We start from the raw sequence: 19834 nt of genomic DNA on the forward strand, positions 1-19834 counted from the left end.
GCGGGCTCACTCGTCCAGGTCGTACAGCACCCGGCGCGACTCCTCCCGCGGCGGTCCGGCTTCGCGCCGGGCCGCCGCGCGGCGGCCGAGCACCGTGCCGCCGACGCCGGCGGCGAGTCCGGTCACCAGTCCCGCGACCGCCCAGCGGACGTCGTCGCGGACCGCGCCGCCGCCGGCACCGGCCGCCGCGCCGGCGCTCCCGTCCGAGCCGTCCCCCGCGCCGCCGAGCAGCGGCGCCAGGCCGAGCCGCCGCAGGGCCGACCGGGGCGCCCGGTGCCAGCGGATGTCGTCGTCCTCCACGGCCGGCGCGGGGTCGGACCGCACCCAGGGCGTGCCGTCCGGTGCGACGACCAGCTGGTCCTGGCGCTCAACGGCCACGTCGCCACCGGGCGGCCGGCTCGTGGCGGGCCACCCGCCGACCCCCGACAAGCCCCACACGACCGTGAACCGCACGGGCGGGAACCGCCCCTCCGTCCAGTCCTCCGGCACCCGCTCGGTCCGGGTGTGCAGCGGCTGCAGCACCTGCCACAGCCGCGCGAAGACCGGGTCGCCCGACCGCACCGCCACCGTCCGTCCCGTACTACCGGCGATCACCACGGCCACGTCGGGCACGCCCGGCTCCCGCGCGGGAAGCGCCCGCGCACCGGCAGCGGCCGGTCCCACCGCCAGCACGGTGGCCACGACCGCACCCGCCCCCCACCGGACTCCGCCCCGTGCCCCCATCGGTCCCCCCCGGTCCACCGCACCCGGCCGAGCCGCCGGTGCCCCACCCTTGTTACACCGCGCCGGGAAACGGGGCCCCGGCTGTTTCCGGCCGGTTCCGGATCGGGGCCCGGGACCTGAGAGAATGGTGGGCATGGCCACTGACCGACCCCGCGTGCTCTCCGGTATCCAGCCCACCGCCGGCTCGTTCCACCTCGGCAACTACCTCGGCGCCGTCCGCCAGTGGGTGGCCCTCCAGGAGACCCACGACGCGTTCTACATGGTCGTGGACCTGCACGCCATCACCATCCCGCAGGATCCGAAGGACCTGCGCGCGAACACGCGCCTGGCCGCCGCCCAGCTCCTGGCGGCCGGTCTCGACCCGGACCGCTGCACCCTCTTCGTGCAGAGCCACGTCCCCGAGCACGCCCAGCTCGCCTGGGTCATGAACTGCCTCACCGGCTTCGGCGAGGCGGGCCGGATGACGCAGTTCAAGGACAAGGCCGCCAAGCAGGGCGCCGAGCGCGCGTCGGTCGGCCTGTTCACGTACCCGATCCTCCAGGTCGCGGACATCCTGCTCTACCAGGCGCACGAGGTCCCGGTCGGTGAGGACCAGCGCCAGCACATCGAGCTCACCCGGGACCTCGCCACGCGCTTCAACGGCCGCTTCGGCGAGACCTTCACGCTCCCGAAGCCGTACATCCTCAAGGAGACGGCGAAAATCTACGACCTCCAGGACCCGTCGATCAAGATGAGCAAGTCGGCGTCCACGCCGAAGGGCCTCATCAACCTCCTCGACGAGCCGAAGGCCACCGCCAAGAAGGTCAAGAGCGCCGTCACCGACACGGACACCGTGATCCGCTACGACGCCGAGAACAAGCCGGGCGTCAGCAACCTGCTCACGATCTACTCGACCCTGACCGGCGAGACCATCGGCGAGCTGGAGGAGAAGTACGCCGGCAAGATGTACGGCGCGCTCAAGACCGACCTCGCCGAGATCATGGTCGACTTCGTCACCCCGTTCCGGGAGCGCACCCAGCAGTACCTGGACGACCCGGAGACGCTGGACTCGGTCCTGGCCAAGGGCGCCGAGAAGGCCCGCGCGGTCGCCGCGGAGACCCTCGCCCGGGCGTACGACGCGGTCGGCTTCCTGCCCGCCAAGCACTGAACCCGCCCCGGCGTACGGCCGCAGCACCGAACAGCGCTGTACATCACTCCCGTTGCGCCTGCCCGTAACCCCCTCGTGGCCGTACAGTCGATAACCGGGTGGTCGTATCAGCGGCCACACTGACATGACAGGAGACGACGTGGGGACCGTAACGATCGGTGTGTCGATCGCGGTCCCGGAGCCTCACGGCAGCCGGCTTCAGCAGCTGCGCACGGGCTTCGGCGACGCCGCTGCTCACGGCATCCCCACGCACGTCACCCTGCTGCCGCCGACCGAGATCGACGAGAGTGCCCTGCCGGCCGTCGAGGCGCACCTCACCGAGGTGGCCGCGGCCGGCCGGCCGTTCCCGATGCGGCTGTCCGGCACGGGCACCTTCCGGCCGCTGTCGCCGGTCGTGTTCGTCCGGGTCGTCGCCGGGGCGGACGCCTGCACGGCGCTCCAGGAGCAGCTCCGCGACCCCGCCGGGCCGGTCGCACGGGAACTGGCGTTCCCGTACCACCCGCACGTCACCGTCGCCCACGGCATCGACGAGGCGGCGATGGACCGGGCCTTCGAGGAACTCGCCGGCTACGAGGCCGAGTGGCCCTGCACCGGCTTCGCCCTCTACGAGCAGGGCCCCGACGGCGTGTGGCGCAAGCTGCGCGAGTTCCCCTTCGGCAGCTCCGTGGTCCCGCCGCAGACCGGCCGCGCGGAGCGCGGCTCGGTCCCGACCCGCTGACGGCCCCGCGCCGCGGGACTCAGAGCGGCAGCCGGCGGAACACCGCGCGCGGCAGGTGCCGGACGGCCGCCATCACCACGCGCAGCGGGCCGGGCACCCACACCGTCTCCGAGCGGCGCCGCAGCCCCAGCTCCACGGCCGTCGCGACCGCCTCGGGCGTGGTCGCCAGCGGCGCCTCGGGCAGCCCGGCGGTCATCCGCGTCCGCACGAAGCCGGGGCGGACGACCATGACGTGCACGCCCGTGCCGTGCAGCGCGTCCCCGAGCCCCTGCGCGAAGGCGTCCAGGCCGGCCTTGCTGGAGCCGTAGATGAAGTTGGCGCGGCGGGCCCGCTCGCCCGCCACGGACGACATCACCACCAGCGAGCCGTGCCCCTGGGACTGCAGGGACCGGGCGCACACCAGGCCCGCCGAGACCGCGCCGGTGTAGTTGGTCTGGGCGACCCGTACCGCCGCCTCGGGGTCGCGCTCGTCGCGCGCCTGGTCGCCCAGGAGCCCGAAGGCGAGCAGCACCATGTCGATGTCGCCCTCGGCGAACACCTTCTCCAGCACGGCCTCGTGCGCGGACGGGTCGAGGGCGTCGAAGGCGACGGTGCGCACGTCCGCCCCGAGCTCGCGCAGGTGCCCGGCGGCCTCCTCCAGCGCGGGCGAGGGCCGGCCCGCCAGCCAGACCGTGCGGGTGCGGCGGGCGATCAGCCGGCGGGCGGTGGCCAGCGCGATCTCGGAGGTACCGCCGAGGACGAGCAGGGACTGGGGGAGGCCGAAGGCGTCCTTCATGACAGCTCCTAGTGGTTGCCTGGGGACCTGGTGGTTGCCTAGAGATGGAGGCGGCGGGCCAGGTCGGACACGAACACGCCGTGCGGGTCCAGTTCGGCGCGCAGCGTGCGGAACTCCCCGAGGCGCGGGTACATGGCCGCGAGCAGCTCCGGGCGCAGGCGGGCGTCCTTGGCGAGGTAGACGCGCCCGCCCGCCGCGGCGACCTCCTCGTCGAGCTCGTCGAGGAAGGCGCCGAGGCCGGGCAGCCCCGCCGGGACGTCCAGCGCCAGCGTCCAGCCGGGCACCGGGAACGACAGCCAGCCCGGGTCGGACTCGCCGAAGCGCTTGAGGACGGCCAGGAAGGACGGGCAGCGGCGGGCCGAGATGCGGTGCACGATGCGGCGCAGGGCGTCCTCCTGGCCGTAGCCGACGGCGAACTGGTACTGGACGAAGCCGCCGCGGCCGTAGACGCGGTTCCAGTGCGGCACGCCGTCCAGCGGGTGGAAGAACGCGGAGATCCGCTGGAGCTGCCCGGTGCGGGCCCGGGGGGCCTTGCGGTACCAGAGCTCGTTGAACAGGCCCACGGTCGTGCGGCTGAGCAGGCCCTCGGGCAGGACGGCGGGTGCGGGAGGCAGGCGGGAGGTGCGGAAGGCCAGGGGGTCGCGGCGCAGCCGGGCGGGGAGCGCGTCCAGGGGCGCGTGGTCGCCGCGGGTGAGCACCGCGCGCCCGGTCGAGGCGCCCCGGGCCAGCAGGTCGATCCAGGCCACCGAGTAGCGGTAGCGGTGGTCGGTGGCGGCCAGCCGGGCCATCAGGTCGTCCAGGTCCGCCGCCCGCTCGGTGTCGACCGACACCAGGGTCGTCTCGACCGGCTGGAGCCGGACGGTCGCGGTGAGGATTACCCCGGTGAGTCCCATGCCGCCGGCGGTGGCGTCGAAGAGCGGGGTGCCGGGGATCACCGTGCGGATCTCGCCGTCGGCGGTGAGCAGTTCGAGGGCGAGGACGTGCCGGGCGAAGGAGCCCGAGACGTGGTGGTTCTTGCCGTGGATGTCGGCGCCGATCGCCCCGCCGACGGTGACGTAGCGGGTGCCGGGGGTGACCGGCACGAACCAGCCGAGCGGCAGCAGCACCTGCATCAGCCGGTGCAGCGAGACGCCCGCGTCGCACAGGACGGTGCCGCCGTCGGCGTCGATGGCGTGGATGCGGTCCAGGGCCGTCATGTCGAGCACGGATCCGCCCGCGTTCTGCGCGGCGTCCCCGTACGCCCGGCCCAGCCCCCGCGGGATCCCGCCGCGGGCCCCGCACTCCCGGACGGCTGCCGCGGCCTCCTCGTACGTCCGGGGCCGGATCAGCCGGGCGGCGGTGGGGGCGGTGCGACCCCAGCCGGTGACGGTGGTGTGGTCCAAGCCCATGTCGTCGGAGACGTAATCGGTGTCGGCAGACATGTCCGTGACCGTATCGCCCCACTGTGGGCTATCAGTTCGGGAACATGGCACCCCTCCCCGAAATGGGTGATTAATGGGATGTCGCTCAATATTGCCGTAGTTCATGGCGGGTTGGCGTGAACAGTGAGTCCACATGGACGACCTCGACGACCTGCACGACATGGACCACCGGATCGTTTCGGCGCTCAGGGACTGCGGCAGCGACCCGCGGGTGGCGGACGCCGCCCGTGCCCTGTCCTGGGCGGGGGAGCACGCGGCGCTCTGGCTCGCGGCCGGGCTCGCCGGAGCCGCCGTGGACCGCAGGAGACGCGGCGCCTGGCTGCGCGGCACGGCCCTGACCGCCGGGGCGCACCTCGTCAGCATGGGGGTGAAGAGGATCGTGCGCCGTCCGCGCCCCGCGCACGTCGAGCCCCTGGTGCGCACCGCCGGCCGGCACTCCTTCCCCAGCTCCCACGCCACGTCCGCGGCGGCCGCCGCCGTCGCCTTCGGCGCCCTCGGGGCGCGTGCCGTTCCGCCGCTCGCCGCCGCCGTGTGCGTCTCGCGCCTGGTGGCCGGTGTCCACTACCCCTCGGACGTCGCCGCCGGCGCGGCCCTCGGCGCGCTCACGGCCCGGCTCGGCGCCCGCTGGATGACGGCGGGAGCCCCCCGTGACTGAGACGGCCGTCCTGCGGCAGCGCACCCGCGAGGAGCGGCCCGCACCGCCCCGCAAGGGCGGCCTCCTGGCCGGCCTGGTCAGAACCGCCCGGCCCCGGCAGTGGGTCAAGAACGTCCTCGTGATCGCCGCCCCGGCGGCGGCGGGCGAACTGTTCACCGCACACGCCATGGCGCAACTCGGCCTGGTCTTCGTGCTGTTCACCGCCTGCGCCGCCGCCGTCTACCTCGTCAACGACGCCCGCGACGCCGACGCCGACCGCGCCCATCCGGTCAAGCGGCACCGCCCCGTAGCGGCCGGGCAGGTCCCGGTACCCGTCGCCTACGCCGTCGGCGGCGCCCTCGGCGTCCTCGCGCCCGTCGCGGCCGCCCGGCTGTGCGGCCCGGCCGTCGCCGCCCTGCTGACCGCCTACCTCGCCCTGCAACTGGCGTACTGCATCAGCCTGAAGCACGTCCTCGTGGTCGATCTCGCGGTCGTCACCACCGGGTTCCTGATGCGGGCCATGGTCGGCGGGCTCGCCCTCGGCATCCCCCTCTCGCGCTGGTTCCTGATCACCACCGGGTTCGGCGCGCTGTTCATGGTCGCGGCCAAGCGCTACTCCGAGGCCGTGCAGATGGCCGGGAAGGCGGGCGCCACCCGCGCGCTGCTCACCGAGTACACCACCGGCTACCTGCGCTTCGTCTGGCAGCTCGCGGCCGGTGTCGCCGTCCTCGGCTACTGCCTGTGGGCGATGGAGGAGGGCGGCGTCCCGCACACCAGCGTGCTGCCCTGGCGCCAGCTGTCCATGGTCGCCTTCATCCTGGCCGTCCTCCGCTACGCCGTGTTCGCCGACCGGGGCACGGCGGGGGAGCCCGAGGACGTCGTCCTGCGCGACCGGGCCCTCGCCCTCATCGGCGTGGCCTGGGCGGCCATGTACGCCCTGGCGGTGGCCAATTGGTGACCGCACGCGCGGCGTGGGGCCCGGGATCGCCGCTGCGGCGGGAGGTCCTGGGCTTCGCCGGCGTCGGCCTGCTGGCCTACACCGTCGACCTCGCCCTGTTCACCGGCCTGCGCGGCCCGGCCGGGTGCGGCCCGCTCACCGCCAAGGCGCTGTCCTTCCTGGCCGCCTGCTCCGTCGCCTACGCGGGCAACGCCCTCGGCCCCTACCGCGACCGCCGGCCGAGGGGCCTGCTGCCCTGCGCGGTGTTCGCCGCGGTGAACCTGGCCGGCGCCGCCGTGCAGCTGCTGTGCCTCGCCGTGAGCCACTACGGCCTCGGCCTCACCTCCCAGCGCGCCGACACCGTCTCCGGCGCGGTGGTCGGCATGGCCCTGGCCACGATCCTGCGGTTCTGGGGTACCCGTACATGGGTGTTCCGGGCGGAGGGCAGAGTCGGATCATGGACTGGCTGAAAAGACTCCCGGTGGTCGGGCCGTGGGCGGAGCGGCTGATGATCACCCACGCGTGGCGGTCGTACGAGCGGCTCGACCGGGTGAAGTGGACGCGGCTGGCCGCCGCGATGACCTTCACGAGCTTCGTCGCGCTCTTCCCGCTGCTCACGGTGTCGGCCACCATCGCCGCCGCCACGCTCAGCACCGAGCAGCAGGACCAGCTCCAGGACAAGATCGCCGAGCAGGTGCCCGGCATCTCCGACCAGCTGGACATCGCCGGTCTGGTCGACAACGCGGGCACGGTCGGGCTGATCGCGGGCGCGGTGCTGTTCTTCACCGGCGTCAGCTGGGCCGGCTCCATGCGCGAGTGCCTGCGGGCGGTGTGGGAGCTGCCCGACGAGGAGGAGAACCCCCTCGTGCGCTACGGCAAGGACGCCGGGGTCCTGATCGGCCTCGGCGGCGCGCTGCTGCTGACCATCGCCGCCTCCGCCGTCGCCTCCGCGATGGTCGGCTGGATCACCCGGCAGCTCGGCATCGACGAGGGCGGCTTCAGCGGCGTGCTGCTGCACATCGCCGCGTTCCTGGTCGCCGTCCTCGCCGACTTCCTGCTGCTGCTCTACGTCCTGACCCTGCTGCCCGGCGTGGAGCCCACGCGCCACCGCCTGTTCGTGGCGGCGCTGACCGGAGCGGTCGGCTTCGAACTGCTCAAGCTGCTGCTCAGCGGCTATCTGCAGGGCGTGGCCGCGAAGAGCATGTACGGCGCGTTCGGCGTGCCCGTCGCCCTGCTGCTGTGGATCAACTTCACCTCGAAACTGGTGCTGTTCTGCGCCTCCTGGACGGCGACGCAGAGCAAGCGGGACGAGGTCCCCGCGTTCACGGGCGGGTCCGGCGGCGCACCAGATCCGGCAGCGGCCAGCGGCGGTTGACCAGGAACGCGCCGCCCACGAGCAGCACCAGCACCCCGCCGGTGATGCCCAGTGCGGTGCCCATCCCGCTGGAGCCGCCCGCCGCCGGGGCGCCGGCCACCGGCCGGCCGCCGGTCCCGGCGCCGCTCCCGGCGCCCCCGGCCTCCCCGGAGGGGTTCGCGCCGGGCTGGGCGCTGGGCCGGGCGGCGCTCCGCGGCGGCACCAGCTCACCCACCGGCTGCACCTTCCCGGCCGCCTTGAAGCCCCAGTCGAAGAGCCGGGCTGTCTCCTTGTAGACCTCGTTGTGCTCCGGCTTCTCCGGATTCATGACGGTCACCAGCAGCACCTTGCCGTTCCGCTCGGCGACCCCCGTGAAGGTGGCGCCCGCGTTGGTGGTGTTGCCGTTCTTCACCCCCGCGATGCCCTGGTAGACGGGCACGTCCGAGTCGCCGGACAGCAGCCGGTTGGTGTTCTGGATCTCGAAGGACTCGCGCACCGACTTGCCCTTCTTGCCCTTCTTCGTCTCGCCGGGGAACTTCGCGGAGACCGTGGCGGCGTACTCGCGGAAGTCCTTCTTCTGCATCCCGGACCGGGCGATCAGCGTCAGGTCGTAGGCCGAGGAGACCTGGCCCTCGGCGTCGTAGCCGTCCGGGCTGACCACGTGCGTGTCGAGCGCCTGCAACTCCACGGCGTGCTCGTTCATCTCCCGGACGGTGTTGTCGACGCCCTGGTTCATGGCGGACAGCACGTGCACCGCGTCGTTGCCCGAGCGCAGGAAGACCCCGAGCCACAGGTCGTGGACGGTGTAGGTCTCCTCCTCCTTTATCCCGACCATGCTGGACCCGGCGCCGATCCCGGCCAGGTCGGAGGGGACCACCTTGTGCTTGCCGGTCCTGGGGAACTTCGGCAGCAGCGTGTCGGCGAACAGCATCTTCAGCGTGCTCGCCGGGGCGAGGCGCCAGTGGGCGTTGTGCGCGGCCAGCACGTCACCGGTCTCGGCGTCGGCGACGATCCAGGAGCGGGCGCTGACGCCCTTGGGCAGCACCGGCACACCGCTCGCCAGGTTCACCTGCGTCCCCGGCCTGCCGAGCCGGGCACCGCCCACGGTCGACATCGACGCCGGGGGCGTGGCCGACGGGCTCGCCGAGGGGCTGTCCGAGGGCTTGGGGGCCGCGACGGCGGCCGGCGCGGTCAGGGCGAGGGACGACAGAACGGCGGAGGCGACCAGCAGGGATCGCCCGGCGGTCTTCTTCGGTGCGGGCACGATCGGAAACGTACATGCCGTGCGGGGGGAAGTCCCGCCCCCGGCCCCACCCCGCGAACGGAACCGGACAGGCCCTGGCGATACTGGGTGCATGAAGCTCAGCCGCCCCGTCTCCTGGTTCCTGCTCGCCTTCGGGGTGTGGAGCTGGGTCATCTGGATCACTTTCGTCAAGAACCTGGCCGCGGACGGCAGCGGGCTCGCCTTCGACGACGGCCGTCCCACGGCCTACTTCTGGGTGCACCTGCTGCTCGCCGTCGTGTCCTTCGTATTGGGGACGATCGTCGGGGCCATCGGGTTGCGTGGTCTGCGCGCACTGCGCCGGACGTCATAACGGCAATCGGGAGACACGACACCGTGGCCATCGTCTTCGTGCTCGTCGCCCTGCTGGTCCTGGCCGTCATCGTGACGGCCAACTGGTACGTGTGGCGCCGCCTGTTCCGCGACACCACCCGGGGCCCTGGCCCCCTGCGCCGCGCGGGCGCGGTCCTGATCGCCGGCGGCTGGGTCCTGGCGATCGCGGCCCTGGTCGCCGAACGCTCGGGCGCCCCCTTCTGGCTCCAGCGGACCCTCGCCTGGCCGGGTTTCCTGTGGCTCGCGCTGTCGATGTACCTCCTGCTGGCGGTGCTGGCCGGGGAGCTCGTCCGGCCGCTGCTGGGCCGGTTCCTGCGACGGCGGGCCGGGTCCCGGGGCCAGGCGCCGGAGCCGGCGCCCCCGTCGCGGACCGAGCGCGTCGCCGTGCCCGGCGGGCCGGCCGGCACCGCGACGGCCGACCCGCAGGCGGGCCCCGCGCCCGCGTCCGGCGGCCCCGCCGAGCCGCCCACGGCCACGGGCCCGGCCCCCGCCGCGGCCTCGGGCCCCTCCCGCCGCCTCTTCGTCTCCCGGGTCGTCGCCGGGACCGCCGCTGCCGCCGCCGTCGGAACCGTCGGGTACGGCACGTACGGCGTCCTGCGCGGGCCGAAGGTCAAGCGGGTCACCGTGCCGCTGGCCAAGCTGCCGCGCGCCGCGCACGGCTACCGGATCGCCGTCGTCAGCGACGTGCACCTCGGGCCCGTCCTGGGCCGCGGCTTCGCCCAGAAGGTCGTCGACACCGTCAACGCGACCCAGCCCGACCTGATCGCCGTCGTCGGCGACCTGGTCGACGGCAGTGTGAAGGACCTCGGTCCCGCCGCCGCCCCGCTCGCACAGCTGACGGCGCGTCACGGGTCCTACTTCGTCACCGGCAACCACGAGTACTTCTCCGGCGCCGAGCAGTGGGTCGAGGAGGTGCGCCGGCTCGGACTGATCCCCCTGGAGAACGCCCGCCGGGAGATGCCCCACTTCGACCTGGCCGGGGTCAACGACGTGGCCGGCGAGGACGAGGGCCGGGGCCCCGACTTCGCCAGGGCGCTCGGCGACCGGGACACCGCCCGGGCCTGCGTGCTGCTCGCCCACCAGCCCGTGCAGATCCACGACGCCGTCGAGCACGGCGTCGACCTGCAGCTGTCCGGCCACACCCACGGCGGCCAGCTCTGGCCCGGCAACCTCGTCGCGTCCGGCGCCAACCCCACCCTCGCGGGCCTGGAGCGCTACGGCGACACCCAGCTGTACGTCTCGCGCGGCGCCGGGGCCTGGGGCCCGCCCACGCGCGTGGGGGCGCCCTCGGACGTCACGGTGATCGAACTGGCCTCGAAGCAGGCGTAGGCGTCCCCGGGGCAGGCCCTAGGAGCCGTCCCGGGGTGCCGTGTCCTCGCGGCGTGCCGCCGGGTCCGGGATCGCCCGGGTCATCCCCGGCAGGAAGTCCGTGAACAGCTCGTGCACCTCGCGCACGAGCGGGCGCAGCACCCGGAAGCGGGCCAGGGAGACGCCGCGTGCGGTGAGCCGGGCGCCCCGCTCCGCGAGCCGGTAGCTGCGCTCGCGGCCCTCGGTCCGGTCGAAGATCCAGTACAGGCACAGGCCCATCTGGGACAGCCACATCAACTCGGGCAGGATGTCCCGCAGTTCCTCGGGCACCTTGGTCTTCGTCGCCCCGGCCAGCACGTGCCGGTGCACGCTGATGGCCTCCTGGCGCGCGTGCTCGGACTCGGGGGAGAAGGGGCTGAGCGGGCTGTCCGGGTCGGCGGCGTTCTTGAAGAACTGCACCGCGAACTCGTGGTAGGGCGCCGCGATGTCCAGCCAGGCGCGCAGCACCCCGGCGAGCCGGGCCTCCAGGTCGGTCTCCCGGGCCAGGATCTCCCGGACGGCCACCTGGTGCTCGGCGGCGATCCGGTCGTAGAAGCCCTGGATCAGGTGCTCCTTGCCCGCGAAGTAGTAGTACGCGTTCCCGACGGAGACCCCGGCCTCCGTGGCGATGGCCCGCATGGTCGTCTTGTCGTAACCGCGCTCCTGGAACAGCCGCATGGCCGTCTCCAGGATCAGTGCGCGGGTCTGCTCGGACTTGGTCGGGTTGGCGCCGTCGTCGGGGCCGTCGTTCTTCGCGGGCACGGAAAGAGAGCCTAACGTCAGCGCCCCGGTGCCTGCCGGGGGGCGCAGCTCCCGTCGGCGCAGCCGGGGCTGCCGTAGGTCCAGCCGGTGTCCGGGGCGTAGGACCAGCCGTCCGCCCGCCGGTACACCCGGCCGCCCCACGGACCGGCGCCGCCCTGCCCCCGGTTCCCCTGCGCTCCGCGCCACTTGGCGGCGGCGAGGACCGCGCCCCTGGCCAGCAGGGCTCCGGCGGGGGTACTGAGCCGGTGGGCGAGACGCCGGTGCCCGCGCAGCGCCCAGAGGGTGACGACCCAGGCGGCCGGGCCCCGGTAGACCTGCCCGGCGTCCCCGACGACGGTGATCTCGTCGAGGGTCGCCGCGTGGTCCAGCCCGGGGAAGCGCCGCCGGGCCTCCTCGGAGCCGGCCGGGACCGGCTCCAGCGGCACCAGGTGGGGCTGCCGCAGGAGCCAGTCGCGCAGGAACGCGCACAGGGAGCACTCGGCGTCGTACAGGACGGTGAGCCGGCGGACCGGGGCGGCGGCGGGCCGCCCGGCCGGTGTGGTGGCGTTCACGGGGTGGTCTCCGCTCAGACCTGGGCCTGCGGGGCGACCCAGCCCTGCGGCGGGACGGGCGGCACCTGCTCCCGCTCCATCGCGCCCCGGCGCCGGATGCGGTTGAGCACGTAGACGTTGGCCAGATGCATGAAGCCGAGCACGAGGAGCACCACACCGAGCTTGGTCGACAGGGCCTCGAAGACGCCGCGCGTGTCGGTGATGGTCTCGTCGTCGCTCAGGTACAGCGCGACGAACCCGAGGTTGACGAGGTAGAAGCCGACCACCAGGAGGTGGTTGACGGCGTCGGCGAGCTTCTCGTTGCCGTGCAGCACGTCGGCGAGGAAGATCCTGCCGTTCCGGCTGAGCGTGCGGGCCACCCAGATGGTCAGACCGATGCTGACCAGCAGGTAGATGACGTAGGCGACGACCGTGCGGTCCATTGCCCCCACCCTTCTTGAACACGTTCAAAACGCTGTCGGAGATGACTGTAGACCTCTTTTTGAACATGTTCAACACAATGGGGAGGGCCGGGAACGGGAGAAGGCCCCGTCACCAGCGGTGACGGGGCCTTCCGGTCGAGCGGTCGAGCGGTGGGGCTCAGTAGCGGCGCGTGATGAGCGCCCTCTTCACCTCGGCGATCGCCTTCGTGACCTCGATACCGCGCGGGCAGGCGTCCGTGCAGTTGAAGGTCGTGCGGCAGCGCCACACGCCCTCGCGGTCGTTGAGGATCTCCAGGCGCTGCTCGCCGGCCTCGTCGCGCGAGTCGAAGATGAAGCGGTGCGCGTTGACGATGGCGGCCGGGCCGAAGTACTGCCCGTCGTTCCAGAAGACCGGGCACGACGTGGTGCAGGCCGCGCACAGGATGCACTTCGTGGTGTCGTCGAAGCGCTCGCGGTCCTCGGCGGACTGCAGCCGCTCACGCGTGGGCTCGTTCGTGTCCTTCGTGATGAGGAAGGGCATGACGTCCCGGTACGCCTGGAAGAACGGCTCCATGTCGACCACGAGGTCCTTCAGGACCGTCAGGCCCTTGATGGGCTCGACCGTGATCGGCTTCTCGGGGTTGATGTCCTTGATGAGGGTCTTGCAGGCAAGACGGTTCTTGCCGTTGATCCGCATCGCGTCCGACCCGCAGATGCCGTGCGCGCACGAGCGGCGGAACGTCAGCGTGCCGTCGACCTCCCACTTGATCTTGTGGAGGGCGTCGAGCACACGCTCCTTCGGGTCGATCTCGACCTGGAAGTCCTCCCAGGTGGCCTCGGCCGCGACCTCGGGGTTGAAGCGGCGGACCCGGAAGGTGACCGTGATGTAGGGGGAGTCGGCGAAACCGGGCTCGGGCTTGCCGGCCGCGTCTTCCTTGTCCAGAACGGGGGTAGCCATCAGTACTTACGCTCCATCGGCTGGTAGCGGGTCTGGACGACCGGCTTGTAGTCGAGACGGACGGTTTCGGAGCCGTCGGCGCCGACCTCGCGGTACGCCATGGTGTGCCGCATGAAGTTGACGTCGTCGCGGTTCGGGTAGTCCTCGCGGTAGTGACCGCCGCGGGACTCCTTGCGGGCGAGCGCGGAGACGGCCATGACCTCGGCGAGGTCGAGCAGGTTGCCCAGCTCGATGGCCTCCAGCAGGTCCGTGTTGAACCGCTTGCCCTTGTCCTGGATCGCCACGTTCTTGTAGCGCTCGCGCAGCTCCGCGATCTTCTCGACCGCCGTCTTGATGGTCTGCTCGGTGCGGAACACCATGACGTTGGCGTCCATGGTCTCCTGCAGCTCGCGCCGCAGCTCCGCCACGCGCTCGGCGCCGGTGGAGTTGCGCAGCCGCTCCACCTGCTCCAGCACGAGCTCCGCCGGGTTCTCCGGCAGCTCGACGAAGTCCGCCTTCTGCGAGTACTCCGCCGCCGCGATGCCGGCCCGCTTGCCGAAGACGTTGATGTCCAGCAGCGAGTTGGTGCCCAGGCGGTTGGCGCCGTGCACGGACACGCAGGCGACCTCGCCGGCCGCGTACAGGCCCGGGACGACCGTGGTGTTGTCCGCCAGGACCTCACCCTCGACGTTGGTCGGGATGCCGCCCATCGCGTAGTGCGCGGTGGGCTGGATCGGGATCGGGTCCGTGTAGGGCTCGATGCCGAGGTAGGTGCGGGCGAACTCGGTGATGTCCGGGAGCTTGGCGTCCAGCTGCTCCGGCGGCAGGTGCGTCAGGTCGAGGTAGACGTGGTCGCCCTCGGGACCGCAGCCGCGGCCCTCGCGGATCTCCGTGTAGATGGAGCGGGACACGACGTCACGGGACGCGAGGTCCTTCATGACCGGCGCGTACTTCTCCATGAAGCGCTCGCCGTCCTTGTTGCGGAGGATGCCGCCCTCACCGCGGGCGCCCTCCGTCAGCAGGATGCCCATGCGCCAGATGCCGGTCGGGTGGAACTGGAAGAACTCCATGTCCTCCAGCGGCAGGCCCCGGCGGTAGACGGCGGCCTGGCCGTCACCGGTCAGGGTGTGCGCGTTGGACGTCACCTTGAAGAACTTGCCGCAGCCGCCGGAGGCGTAGATCACGGCCTTCGCGTGGAAGACGTGGATCTCGCCGGTGGCCAGCTCGTACGCCACCACACCGGCCGACCTCTTGACGCCGTCGACCTCGGTGATCAGCTGGTCGAGGACGTAGAACTCGTTGTAGAACTCCACACCCTCCTTGACGCAGTTCTGGTACAGCGTCTGGAGGATCATGTGGCCGGTGCGGTCGGCCGCGTAGCAGGAGCGGCGGACCGGGGCCTCGCCGTGGTTGCGGCTGTGACCGCCGAAGCGGCGCTGGTCGATGGTGCCGTTCGGCGTGCGGTTGAACGGCAGGCCCATCTTCTCCAGGTCGAGGACGGAGTCGATGGCCTCCTTCGCCAGGATCTCGGCGGCGTCCTGGTCGACCAGGTAGTCACCGCCCTTGACCGTGTCGAAGGTGTGCCACTCCCAGTTGTCCTCCTCCACGTTGGCCAGCGCGGCGGCCATGCCGCCCTGCGCGGCGCCCGTGTGGGAGCGGGTGGGGTAGAGCTTGGTGAGCACGGCGGTGCGGCTGCGCTTCGTCGACTCGATGGCGGCGCGCATACCGGCGCCACCGGCGCCGACGATGACGGTGTCGTACTTGTGGATCTTCATGATTCTCGCAGCCCCGTGCCTAGCGGATGTTCGGGTCGAAGGTGAAGATCACCAGCGTGCCCAGCAGGATGGTGAACACCGTGGCGGTGTAGAGCAGAGCCTTCAGCCACAGCCGGGTCTGCGCGCGCTCGGCGTAGTCGTTGATGACCACGCGCAGGCCGTTGGCGCCGTGCAGCATCGCCAGCCACAGCATCAGCAGGTCCCAGACCTGCCAGAACGGGGACGCCCAGCGGCCGGCCACGAAGGCGAAGCCGATCTTGGAGACGCCGCCGTCCAGCACGAGCTGGATCAGCAGGTGGCCGAGGACCAGCACGACCAGCACGACGCCCGACAGGCGCATGAAGAGCCATGCGGCGAGCTCGAAGTTGCCCCGGGTGGACCTGGGGGACTTCTTGGTGCGCTTGCGCGGGGCCTCGATGAGGGGCGCCGGGTTGTCGACGGTGTAGACGGCCCCGCCCTCGACGGGGCCCACGCCGGCTGCGGTCTTGTCAGTCGTGGACATTGGCGTCAGCTCCCGAACAGTTCACGAGCGGCGTGGCCGAGAACGGGGTAGATCGCCCCGAGCATCAGCACGACCCACAGGGCGACGACGGTCCAGAGCATCTGCTTCTGGTAGCGGGCGCCCTTGATCCAGAAGTCGACGGCGATGACACGCAGGCCGTTGAGCGCGTGGAAGAGGATGGCGGCGACGAGGCCGTACTCCAGCAGCGCGACGATCGGCGTCTTGTACGTGGCCACGACCTTGTCGTAGGCCTCGGGGGACACACGGACGAGCGCGGTGTCCAGCACGTGAACGAACAGGAAGAAGAAAATGAGGACGCCGGTGACTCGGTGAGCCACCCAGGACCACATTCCTTCCCGGCCGCGGTACAGCGTTCCAGCCGGCACGGAAGTTTCCTCCGGGAGCGGTGATTGGGGCCGCGCCGGCTTTCCTTGTCGGTCGGGCCCGGCCGGGTACGGTCCACCGGCCCCCAGCATCGTAGCGAGGCGCCGACGCGGCGCTGAGCGGGGGTCCGGCTGTGTGATCAAACTGGCATGCGTACGGCCTAGCCCCGCGGGTCGTGGAGCGGGATGTCCGGTTGCCGGCCGGGCGCGGCGCCGTCGTGGCCCGTCGCGCGGTTCCCGGCGCCTCTGAGGGCGTGGACCAGCCGTTCTCTCGCCAGGCGGCGCAGTTCGTCGGCCACCACCTCCCGCTCCTCCTCCGGATCGTTCGCCAATCGTGACCGGACGGTCTCCAGGATCCGGTCCAGCGCCTCGGAGGGGGGCACCCCGTCCAGGCAGATGACGAACACGTGCCCGAAGCGGGCCTCGTAGGCGGCGTGGGCCGCGCCCAGGGCCGTGTGGGCCGCCGCGTAGGTGTCCGGCGGGAGGGCGGGCAGGGACTCGGCGGCCAGGGCTTCGCTCAGATCGGCCCAGGTGAGGTCGTAGGCCGCCTCGTCCGCGGCGGCGAGCAGGGAGTCCACGTCCGGGTAGGGGCGGTGGTCGGCGACCCGCCGCGACCACCGGGCGCTGTGCAGGCAGCGGAGGAGGATGCGGCGCAGGTCCTCGGTGGAGGCCGCGTTGAACGGGTCCACCGGTATGTCGAGCCGGCCGGGGAGATCGGGGAGACGGTGCGCGGGCAGCGTGGGTCCTCGTGGGCGTCACGTGTGTCAGCAGGGCACTCTGTGAGAGTTGTGACGTCACGCTATCGAGTGCGACCGAGACGTGTCCGACGGATGCCCGAATTTCACTCGGGAGAGAGAGTTTCGGAACGCGTGGTGGACGCGCGCGGTACCGGATCGGGTTTTAGGTTGGCGGTGTGAATCAGCACAGGCGCCGGGCTCCGGCGAAGCAGGGAAAGCAGCGGCAGGTGCTGGTCGTGACCATGGCGGTAGCCCTGGTGGTGGTCGCGGCCGGGGTGAGTCTCGGGCTGTGGGCGGCCTCCGGCGGCGACGGCGGGTCCACCGGGCCGGAGGCGGGGTCCACCCGGGGCGCGGCCGCCGCGCCGAGCACGACCGGGCCGGACGGGGGCGCGAGCCCCGCTCCCAGCCGCTCCTACCCCCTGTCCGAGGCACCGAGGACGATCCCCGCCGTGCGGGAGCACACGCCCGCGCGCGGGCCGGGCTGGCGCCCCGCGAAGGGCGACCGGGTCGTCGTGAACGACCCCGCCCTCGCCGACGAGGGCCGCCTGGTCGCCGGCGAGCTGGGACTGACGTACGCGGGCGAGAAGGACGACAAGCGCGACGGGGACCTGCGGCTCACGCTGAACGACGGCAAGGGCGCGAACCCCGAGTCGTACGTGATGACCGTGGGCGGCGGGCGCGTGGAGATCAGCGGACCCACCGAGGCCGGCGTCTTCCACGGCACCCGCACCCTCAAGCAGGAGACGCACGACGGCGGCACCGCGCCCGAGGGCGTGGTGAAGGACGAGCCGGCCAAGCCGGTGCGCGGCTTCATGCTCGACATCGCCCGCAAGAACTTCACCGCCGGCTGGATCGAGGACCGGATCCGCGAGCTGGGCGACCTGAAGTACAACCAGCTGGGGCTGCACTTCTCCGACGACCAGGGCTTCCGCATCGAGTCCGACACGCACCCGGAGATCGTCTCCGCCGAGCACCTGACCAAGGCGCAGGTGCGCAACATCATCGACCTGGCGGAGAGCCGGCACATCACGATCGTGCCCGAGATCGACTCGCCCGGGCACCTCGGCGCGGTCATCGACGCCCACCCCGACCTGCAACTGCGCACCGTGCAGGGATCGCCCGTGCAGGGCGCCATCGACATCTCCAAGGCCGAGAGCGCCGAGATCGTCGACGACCTGCTCAACGAGTACGCGGAGCTGTTCCCCGGCACGCCCTGGCACCTGGGGGCCGACGAGTACCAGGCACTGGTCCGCTCCGACCCCGAGGCGTCCTTCCCGCAGCTGGCCGCCGCGGCGCGCGAGAAGTACGGCTCCGGCGCCACGGTCGCCGACCTCACCACCGGCTGGCTGAACGACCGGGCCGCGACCGTCCGCGAGCACCAGCGCGTCCCGCGGGCCTGGAACGACGGCTTCTTCCGCGGCGGGTCCGTGCAGGCCGGCAAGGACATCCAGGTGGCCTATTGGACGGGCAAGGAGATCGGCGCCCGGACACCCCTGGAGTACCTGGAGGCCGGCCGCAAGGTGATCAACTACAACGACGAGTTCCTGTACTACGTGCTCGGCGAGCCGCAGACCTTCGTCTACCCGACCGGCCAGCGGATCTACGAGCAGTGGACGCCACGGGTGCTGCGCGGCACCACCCCCGTGCCCGCGCGGTACGACGGGCAGATCCTCGGCGGGTCGTTCGCCGTCTGGTGCGACCAGGCGAACGCCCAGACCGAGGCGCAGGTGGCCGCCGGGATCCGGATGCCGCTGCGGGCGATGGTGCAGAAGCTGTGGGACCCGGACAAGCCCGAAGCGTCCTGGGCGCAGTTCCGGGCACTGGCGGACAGCCTCGGCTGACCGGCGCAGGAATTGCCCCGTCCGGCTGCGCCCGCCCGTGCGGCTGTGGTGGTCTGGCGTCGCGAGCCGAGTCGGACAGGCCGGGGGGACCGGACATGGGCTACTGGGGTTACTTCGTCGTGGGCCGGGGGGACCGGCCGCTGGCGGGAACGACCGCGCTGTCGGGGGCGCGGGACGCCCTGACCCGGCGGGCGTCGGCGCCGGGCGGATGGCAGGTGTGGGAGTACGCGAGCCGCGAGGGCGACGTGGGGAGCATGAACGCCCTCGCCGGCGAGACCGGCGCGCCCGCGCTGTTCGGGTACGTGATGGACAGCGCCTGCGTGGTGCTGGAGGCAGCGGCCCCGCAGAGCGGGGGCTGGACGACCTGCCTCGCCCGGTCCGCGACGGCCGCGTACCTGGGCGGCGGCAGGGAGGGCCTCACTCTGGAGGACTACTTCCTGGAGCCGCGCGACGCGGCCGAACGGGCCGTCCGCTGGGCTGCCGAGGCCGGGCACGAGGTGGACGCCGAGGCCGTGGCCGACGTCCTGACCGCGGACCCCGACCCCCTGGCCGAAAACCTGTTCTTCCGCTTCCTCGACCGGCTGGGCGTGGTGCCCCTGTGACACTCCCGGTCCGTTGCACGCAGTAAGGGGAAGTGCGGGATCCGTGAGGGGTGTGGCCGGGAAGGGCCTGGCAGGGCCCTGGTGAAGGCCCGCGGAGGGAGGCGTGGATGAGTCTGGTGGAGTTGATCGCGCAGGCCGACGAGCGCGGGCTGGCCGCGAGCGGACTGGCTTGTTTGGATCGGTGCGTGCCCCTGCTGGGCGGTGACGACGAGGTGCTGCGGCCGGTGTGGGCCAGTCTCACCGAGGCCGCCGGGACCGGTGAGTGGGGCGAGCGGCTGGAGCAGACCCGGGCGAAGCTGGACGCCCCGGGCACGGACGACGAGGCCGCCGTGCTCGCCCACCGGATGCTCCGGGACGCCCCCGCCGAGCTGTCGGGCGGTCCGGTCCGGGCGTGGGCCGACGCCTGCTCCGTGGCCTCCCTGCAGATCCACCGCCTCCTCGACACGGCCGAGGACGAGGCCGGCTCGGTCGACGCGCGCCGCGAGGGGCGTACGGACGGCATGTCGCCGCTCGTCGCCGCCGAACTGCGCCGCCAGGTCATCGTGCTGGAGGTCCTCGCCGGGCACGGACCGGCCGGGCTGCGCCGGGCCCTGGAGATCTCCGTCGAGGGCCGCCGGGTGCTGCGCGCGGTGGTGTCGCGCCGCAACCGGCAGCAGGGCTAGGGCCTGCCGG

Annotated in this window: 23 protein-coding genes; 11 read left to right on the top strand and 12 right to left on the bottom strand. The window is 72.5% G+C overall.

Annotated elements, in window-relative coordinates; genetic code table 11:
* Positions 1 to 6 precede the first annotated feature (6 nt).
* Positions 7 to 723: a hypothetical protein gene (locus ACZ6ZN_RS14600; protein WP_469646185.1), complete on the bottom strand. Its 717-nt coding sequence runs from the start codon at positions 721 to 723 to the stop codon at positions 7 to 9.
* A 133-nt stretch (positions 724 to 856) separates the two neighbouring features.
* Here ACZ6ZN_RS14600 and trpS point away from each other — a divergent pair, with 133 nt between their 5' ends.
* Together trpS and ACZ6ZN_RS14610 are read left to right on the top strand one after the other, a co-directional pair.
* Positions 857 to 1870, top strand: a complete 1014-nt coding sequence (trpS, locus tag ACZ6ZN_RS14605) for a tryptophan--tRNA ligase (RefSeq protein ID WP_398106932.1) — start codon at positions 857 to 859, stop codon at positions 1868 to 1870.
* A gap of 139 nt (positions 1871 to 2009) precedes the next feature.
* Positions 2010 to 2588, top strand: coding sequence for a 2'-5' RNA ligase family protein (locus ACZ6ZN_RS14610; RefSeq protein ID WP_469646188.1), 579 nt, complete (start codon positions 2010 to 2012; stop codon positions 2586 to 2588).
* Between the two features lie 19 nt (positions 2589 to 2607).
* Here the strand turns inward: ACZ6ZN_RS14610 and ACZ6ZN_RS14615 are convergent, their stop codons facing one another.
* Together ACZ6ZN_RS14615 and ACZ6ZN_RS14620 are read right to left on the bottom strand one after the other, a co-directional pair.
* Positions 2608 to 3363 (bottom strand): decaprenylphospho-beta-D-erythro-pentofuranosid-2-ulose 2-reductase, encoded by a 756-nt coding sequence (locus tag ACZ6ZN_RS14615; protein WP_469646191.1) that lies wholly within the window; start codon positions 3361 to 3363, stop codon positions 2608 to 2610.
* Positions 3364 to 3401: 38 nt separating this feature from the next.
* The gene (locus ACZ6ZN_RS14620) at positions 3402 to 4784 is read right to left on the bottom strand and encodes an FAD-binding oxidoreductase (protein WP_451876587.1); all 1383 of its coding nucleotides are present in this window, start codon (positions 4782 to 4784) and stop codon (positions 3402 to 3404) included.
* Between the two features lie 133 nt (positions 4785 to 4917).
* On the opposite strand from ACZ6ZN_RS14620, the gene ACZ6ZN_RS14625 reads away from it, so the two are divergent.
* The 4 genes from ACZ6ZN_RS14625 to ACZ6ZN_RS14640 are packed head-to-tail and all read left to right on the top strand — an operon-like array spanning position 4918 to position 7730.
* The gene (locus ACZ6ZN_RS14625) at positions 4918 to 5439 is read left to right on the top strand and encodes a phosphatase PAP2 family protein (RefSeq protein ID WP_469646195.1); all 522 of its coding nucleotides are present in this window, start codon (positions 4918 to 4920) and stop codon (positions 5437 to 5439) included.
* Positions 5432 to 6376: a decaprenyl-phosphate phosphoribosyltransferase gene (locus ACZ6ZN_RS14630; protein ID WP_469646197.1), complete on the top strand. Its 945-nt coding sequence runs from the start codon at positions 5432 to 5434 to the stop codon at positions 6374 to 6376. Before ACZ6ZN_RS14625 ends, ACZ6ZN_RS14630 begins: the two co-directional genes overlap by 8 nt.
* Positions 6373 to 6825, top strand: coding sequence for a GtrA family protein (locus tag ACZ6ZN_RS14635; protein ID WP_398106926.1), 453 nt, complete (start codon positions 6373 to 6375; stop codon positions 6823 to 6825). Before ACZ6ZN_RS14630 ends, ACZ6ZN_RS14635 begins: the two co-directional genes overlap by 4 nt.
* Positions 6813 to 7730, top strand: a complete 918-nt coding sequence (locus ACZ6ZN_RS14640; protein WP_398106925.1) for a YihY/virulence factor BrkB family protein — start codon at positions 6813 to 6815, stop codon at positions 7728 to 7730. The genes ACZ6ZN_RS14635 and ACZ6ZN_RS14640 overlap by 13 nt, the downstream gene beginning before the upstream one ends.
* Here the strand turns inward: ACZ6ZN_RS14640 and ACZ6ZN_RS14645 are convergent.
* Entirely contained in the window at positions 7678 to 8973 is a 1296-nt protein-coding gene (locus ACZ6ZN_RS14645) for a D-alanyl-D-alanine carboxypeptidase family protein (protein ID WP_469646201.1), read from the bottom strand. The genes ACZ6ZN_RS14640 and ACZ6ZN_RS14645 overlap by 53 nt on opposite strands.
* 91 nt (positions 8974 to 9064) lie before the next feature.
* Here ACZ6ZN_RS14645 and ACZ6ZN_RS14650 point away from each other — a divergent pair, with 91 nt between their 5' ends.
* Positions 9065 to 9304, top strand: a complete 240-nt coding sequence (locus ACZ6ZN_RS14650) for an SCO4848 family membrane protein (protein ID WP_398106923.1) — start codon at positions 9065 to 9067, stop codon at positions 9302 to 9304.
* A 23-nt stretch (positions 9305 to 9327) separates the two neighbouring features.
* Complete coding sequence (locus ACZ6ZN_RS14655) at positions 9328 to 10653, top strand: metallophosphoesterase (RefSeq protein ID WP_469646204.1); 1326 nt, start codon at positions 9328 to 9330, stop codon at positions 10651 to 10653.
* An 18-nt stretch (positions 10654 to 10671) separates the two neighbouring features.
* Here ACZ6ZN_RS14655 and ACZ6ZN_RS14660 read toward each other — a convergent pair whose 3' ends face one another.
* The 8 genes from ACZ6ZN_RS14660 to ACZ6ZN_RS14695 all read right to left on the bottom strand — a co-directional run bounded on the left by ACZ6ZN_RS14660 (position 10672) and on the right by ACZ6ZN_RS14695 (position 16671).
* Complete coding sequence (locus ACZ6ZN_RS14660) at positions 10672 to 11433, bottom strand: TetR/AcrR family transcriptional regulator (protein WP_451876592.1); 762 nt, start codon at positions 11431 to 11433, stop codon at positions 10672 to 10674.
* A 17-nt stretch (positions 11434 to 11450) separates the two neighbouring features.
* Positions 11451 to 11984, bottom strand: coding sequence for a thiol-disulfide oxidoreductase DCC family protein (locus ACZ6ZN_RS14665; protein ID WP_398106920.1), 534 nt, complete (start codon positions 11982 to 11984; stop codon positions 11451 to 11453).
* Between the two features lie 14 nt (positions 11985 to 11998).
* Positions 11999 to 12406, bottom strand: a complete 408-nt coding sequence (locus ACZ6ZN_RS14670; RefSeq protein ID WP_398106919.1) for a hypothetical protein — start codon at positions 12404 to 12406, stop codon at positions 11999 to 12001.
* Between the two features lie 157 nt (positions 12407 to 12563).
* Positions 12564 to 13343, bottom strand: a complete 780-nt coding sequence (locus tag ACZ6ZN_RS14675; protein ID WP_369198797.1) for a succinate dehydrogenase iron-sulfur subunit — start codon at positions 13341 to 13343, stop codon at positions 12564 to 12566.
* Positions 13343 to 15097 (bottom strand): succinate dehydrogenase flavoprotein subunit, encoded by a 1755-nt coding sequence (gene sdhA / locus ACZ6ZN_RS14680; protein WP_451876594.1) that lies wholly within the window; start codon positions 15095 to 15097, stop codon positions 13343 to 13345. Before sdhA ends, ACZ6ZN_RS14675 begins: the two co-directional genes overlap by 1 nt.
* A gap of 19 nt (positions 15098 to 15116) precedes the next feature.
* Positions 15117 to 15599 (bottom strand): succinate dehydrogenase hydrophobic membrane anchor subunit, encoded by a 483-nt coding sequence (locus tag ACZ6ZN_RS14685; protein WP_398106917.1) that lies wholly within the window; start codon positions 15597 to 15599, stop codon positions 15117 to 15119.
* Positions 15600 to 15604: 5 nt separating this feature from the next.
* Positions 15605 to 15985, bottom strand: coding sequence for a succinate dehydrogenase, cytochrome b556 subunit (gene sdhC / locus ACZ6ZN_RS14690; RefSeq protein ID WP_037670267.1), 381 nt, complete (start codon positions 15983 to 15985; stop codon positions 15605 to 15607).
* A 158-nt stretch (positions 15986 to 16143) separates the two neighbouring features.
* On the bottom strand, positions 16144 to 16671 hold the full coding sequence (locus tag ACZ6ZN_RS14695; RefSeq protein WP_451876595.1) for a 2-oxo-4-hydroxy-4-carboxy-5-ureidoimidazoline decarboxylase: 528 nt from the start codon (positions 16669 to 16671) through the stop codon (positions 16144 to 16146).
* A gap of 290 nt (positions 16672 to 16961) precedes the next feature.
* Here ACZ6ZN_RS14695 and ACZ6ZN_RS14700 point away from each other — a divergent pair, with 290 nt between their 5' ends.
* The 3 genes from ACZ6ZN_RS14700 to ACZ6ZN_RS14710 all read left to right on the top strand — a co-directional run bounded on the left by ACZ6ZN_RS14700 (position 16962) and on the right by ACZ6ZN_RS14710 (position 19824).
* A complete protein-coding gene (locus tag ACZ6ZN_RS14700; protein WP_469646909.1) occupies positions 16962 to 18560 on the top strand; it encodes a beta-N-acetylhexosaminidase in 1599 nt (532 codons plus the stop codon).
* A 95-nt stretch (positions 18561 to 18655) separates the two neighbouring features.
* On the top strand, positions 18656 to 19162 hold the full coding sequence (locus ACZ6ZN_RS14705; protein ID WP_469646213.1) for a hypothetical protein: 507 nt from the start codon (positions 18656 to 18658) through the stop codon (positions 19160 to 19162).
* 107 nt (positions 19163 to 19269) lie between these two features.
* The gene (locus tag ACZ6ZN_RS14710) at positions 19270 to 19824 is read left to right on the top strand and encodes a hypothetical protein (protein WP_469646217.1); all 555 of its coding nucleotides are present in this window, start codon (positions 19270 to 19272) and stop codon (positions 19822 to 19824) included.
* Positions 19825 to 19834: the final 10 nt, after the last annotated feature.

It is taken from the genome of Streptomyces sp. NPDC053665 (assembly GCF_055585285.1).

What these genes read in the sequence shown, in the direction of transcription:
- ACZ6ZN_RS14600 (WP_469646185.1), bottom strand. Translation starts at nt 723, where the DNA reads ATGGGGGCACGGGGCGGAGTCCGGTGGGGGGCGGGTGCGGTCGTGGCC.
- trpS (WP_398106932.1), top strand. Translation starts at nt 857, where the DNA reads ATGGCCACTGACCGACCCCGCGTGCTCTCCGGTATCCAGCCCACCGCC.
- ACZ6ZN_RS14615 (WP_469646191.1), bottom strand. Translation starts at nt 3,363, where the DNA reads ATGAAGGACGCCTTCGGCCTCCCCCAGTCCCTGCTCGTCCTCGGCGGT.
- ACZ6ZN_RS14620 (WP_451876587.1), bottom strand. Translation starts at nt 4,784, where the DNA reads ATGTCTGCCGACACCGATTACGTCTCCGACGACATGGGCTTGGACCAC.
- ACZ6ZN_RS14625 (WP_469646195.1), top strand. Translation starts at nt 4,918, where the DNA reads ATGGACGACCTCGACGACCTGCACGACATGGACCACCGGATCGTTTCG.
- ACZ6ZN_RS14640 (WP_398106925.1), top strand. Translation starts at nt 6,813, where the DNA reads ATGGACTGGCTGAAAAGACTCCCGGTGGTCGGGCCGTGGGCGGAGCGG.
- ACZ6ZN_RS14650 (WP_398106923.1), top strand. Translation starts at nt 9,065, where the DNA reads ATGAAGCTCAGCCGCCCCGTCTCCTGGTTCCTGCTCGCCTTCGGGGTG.
- ACZ6ZN_RS14670 (WP_398106919.1), bottom strand. Translation starts at nt 12,406, where the DNA reads ATGGACCGCACGGTCGTCGCCTACGTCATCTACCTGCTGGTCAGCATC.
- ACZ6ZN_RS14675 (WP_369198797.1), bottom strand. Translation starts at nt 13,343, where the DNA reads ATGGCTACCCCCGTTCTGGACAAGGAAGACGCGGCCGGCAAGCCCGAG.
- sdhA (WP_451876594.1), bottom strand. Translation starts at nt 15,097, where the DNA reads ATGAAGATCCACAAGTACGACACCGTCATCGTCGGCGCCGGTGGCGCC.
- ACZ6ZN_RS14685 (WP_398106917.1), bottom strand. Translation starts at nt 15,599, where the DNA reads ATGTCCACGACTGACAAGACCGCAGCCGGCGTGGGCCCCGTCGAGGGC.
- ACZ6ZN_RS14700 (WP_469646909.1), top strand. Translation starts at nt 16,962, where the DNA reads ATGGCGGTAGCCCTGGTGGTGGTCGCGGCCGGGGTGAGTCTCGGGCTG.
- ACZ6ZN_RS14705 (WP_469646213.1), top strand. Translation starts at nt 18,656, where the DNA reads ATGGGCTACTGGGGTTACTTCGTCGTGGGCCGGGGGGACCGGCCGCTG.
- ACZ6ZN_RS14710 (WP_469646217.1), top strand. Translation starts at nt 19,270, where the DNA reads ATGAGTCTGGTGGAGTTGATCGCGCAGGCCGACGAGCGCGGGCTGGCC.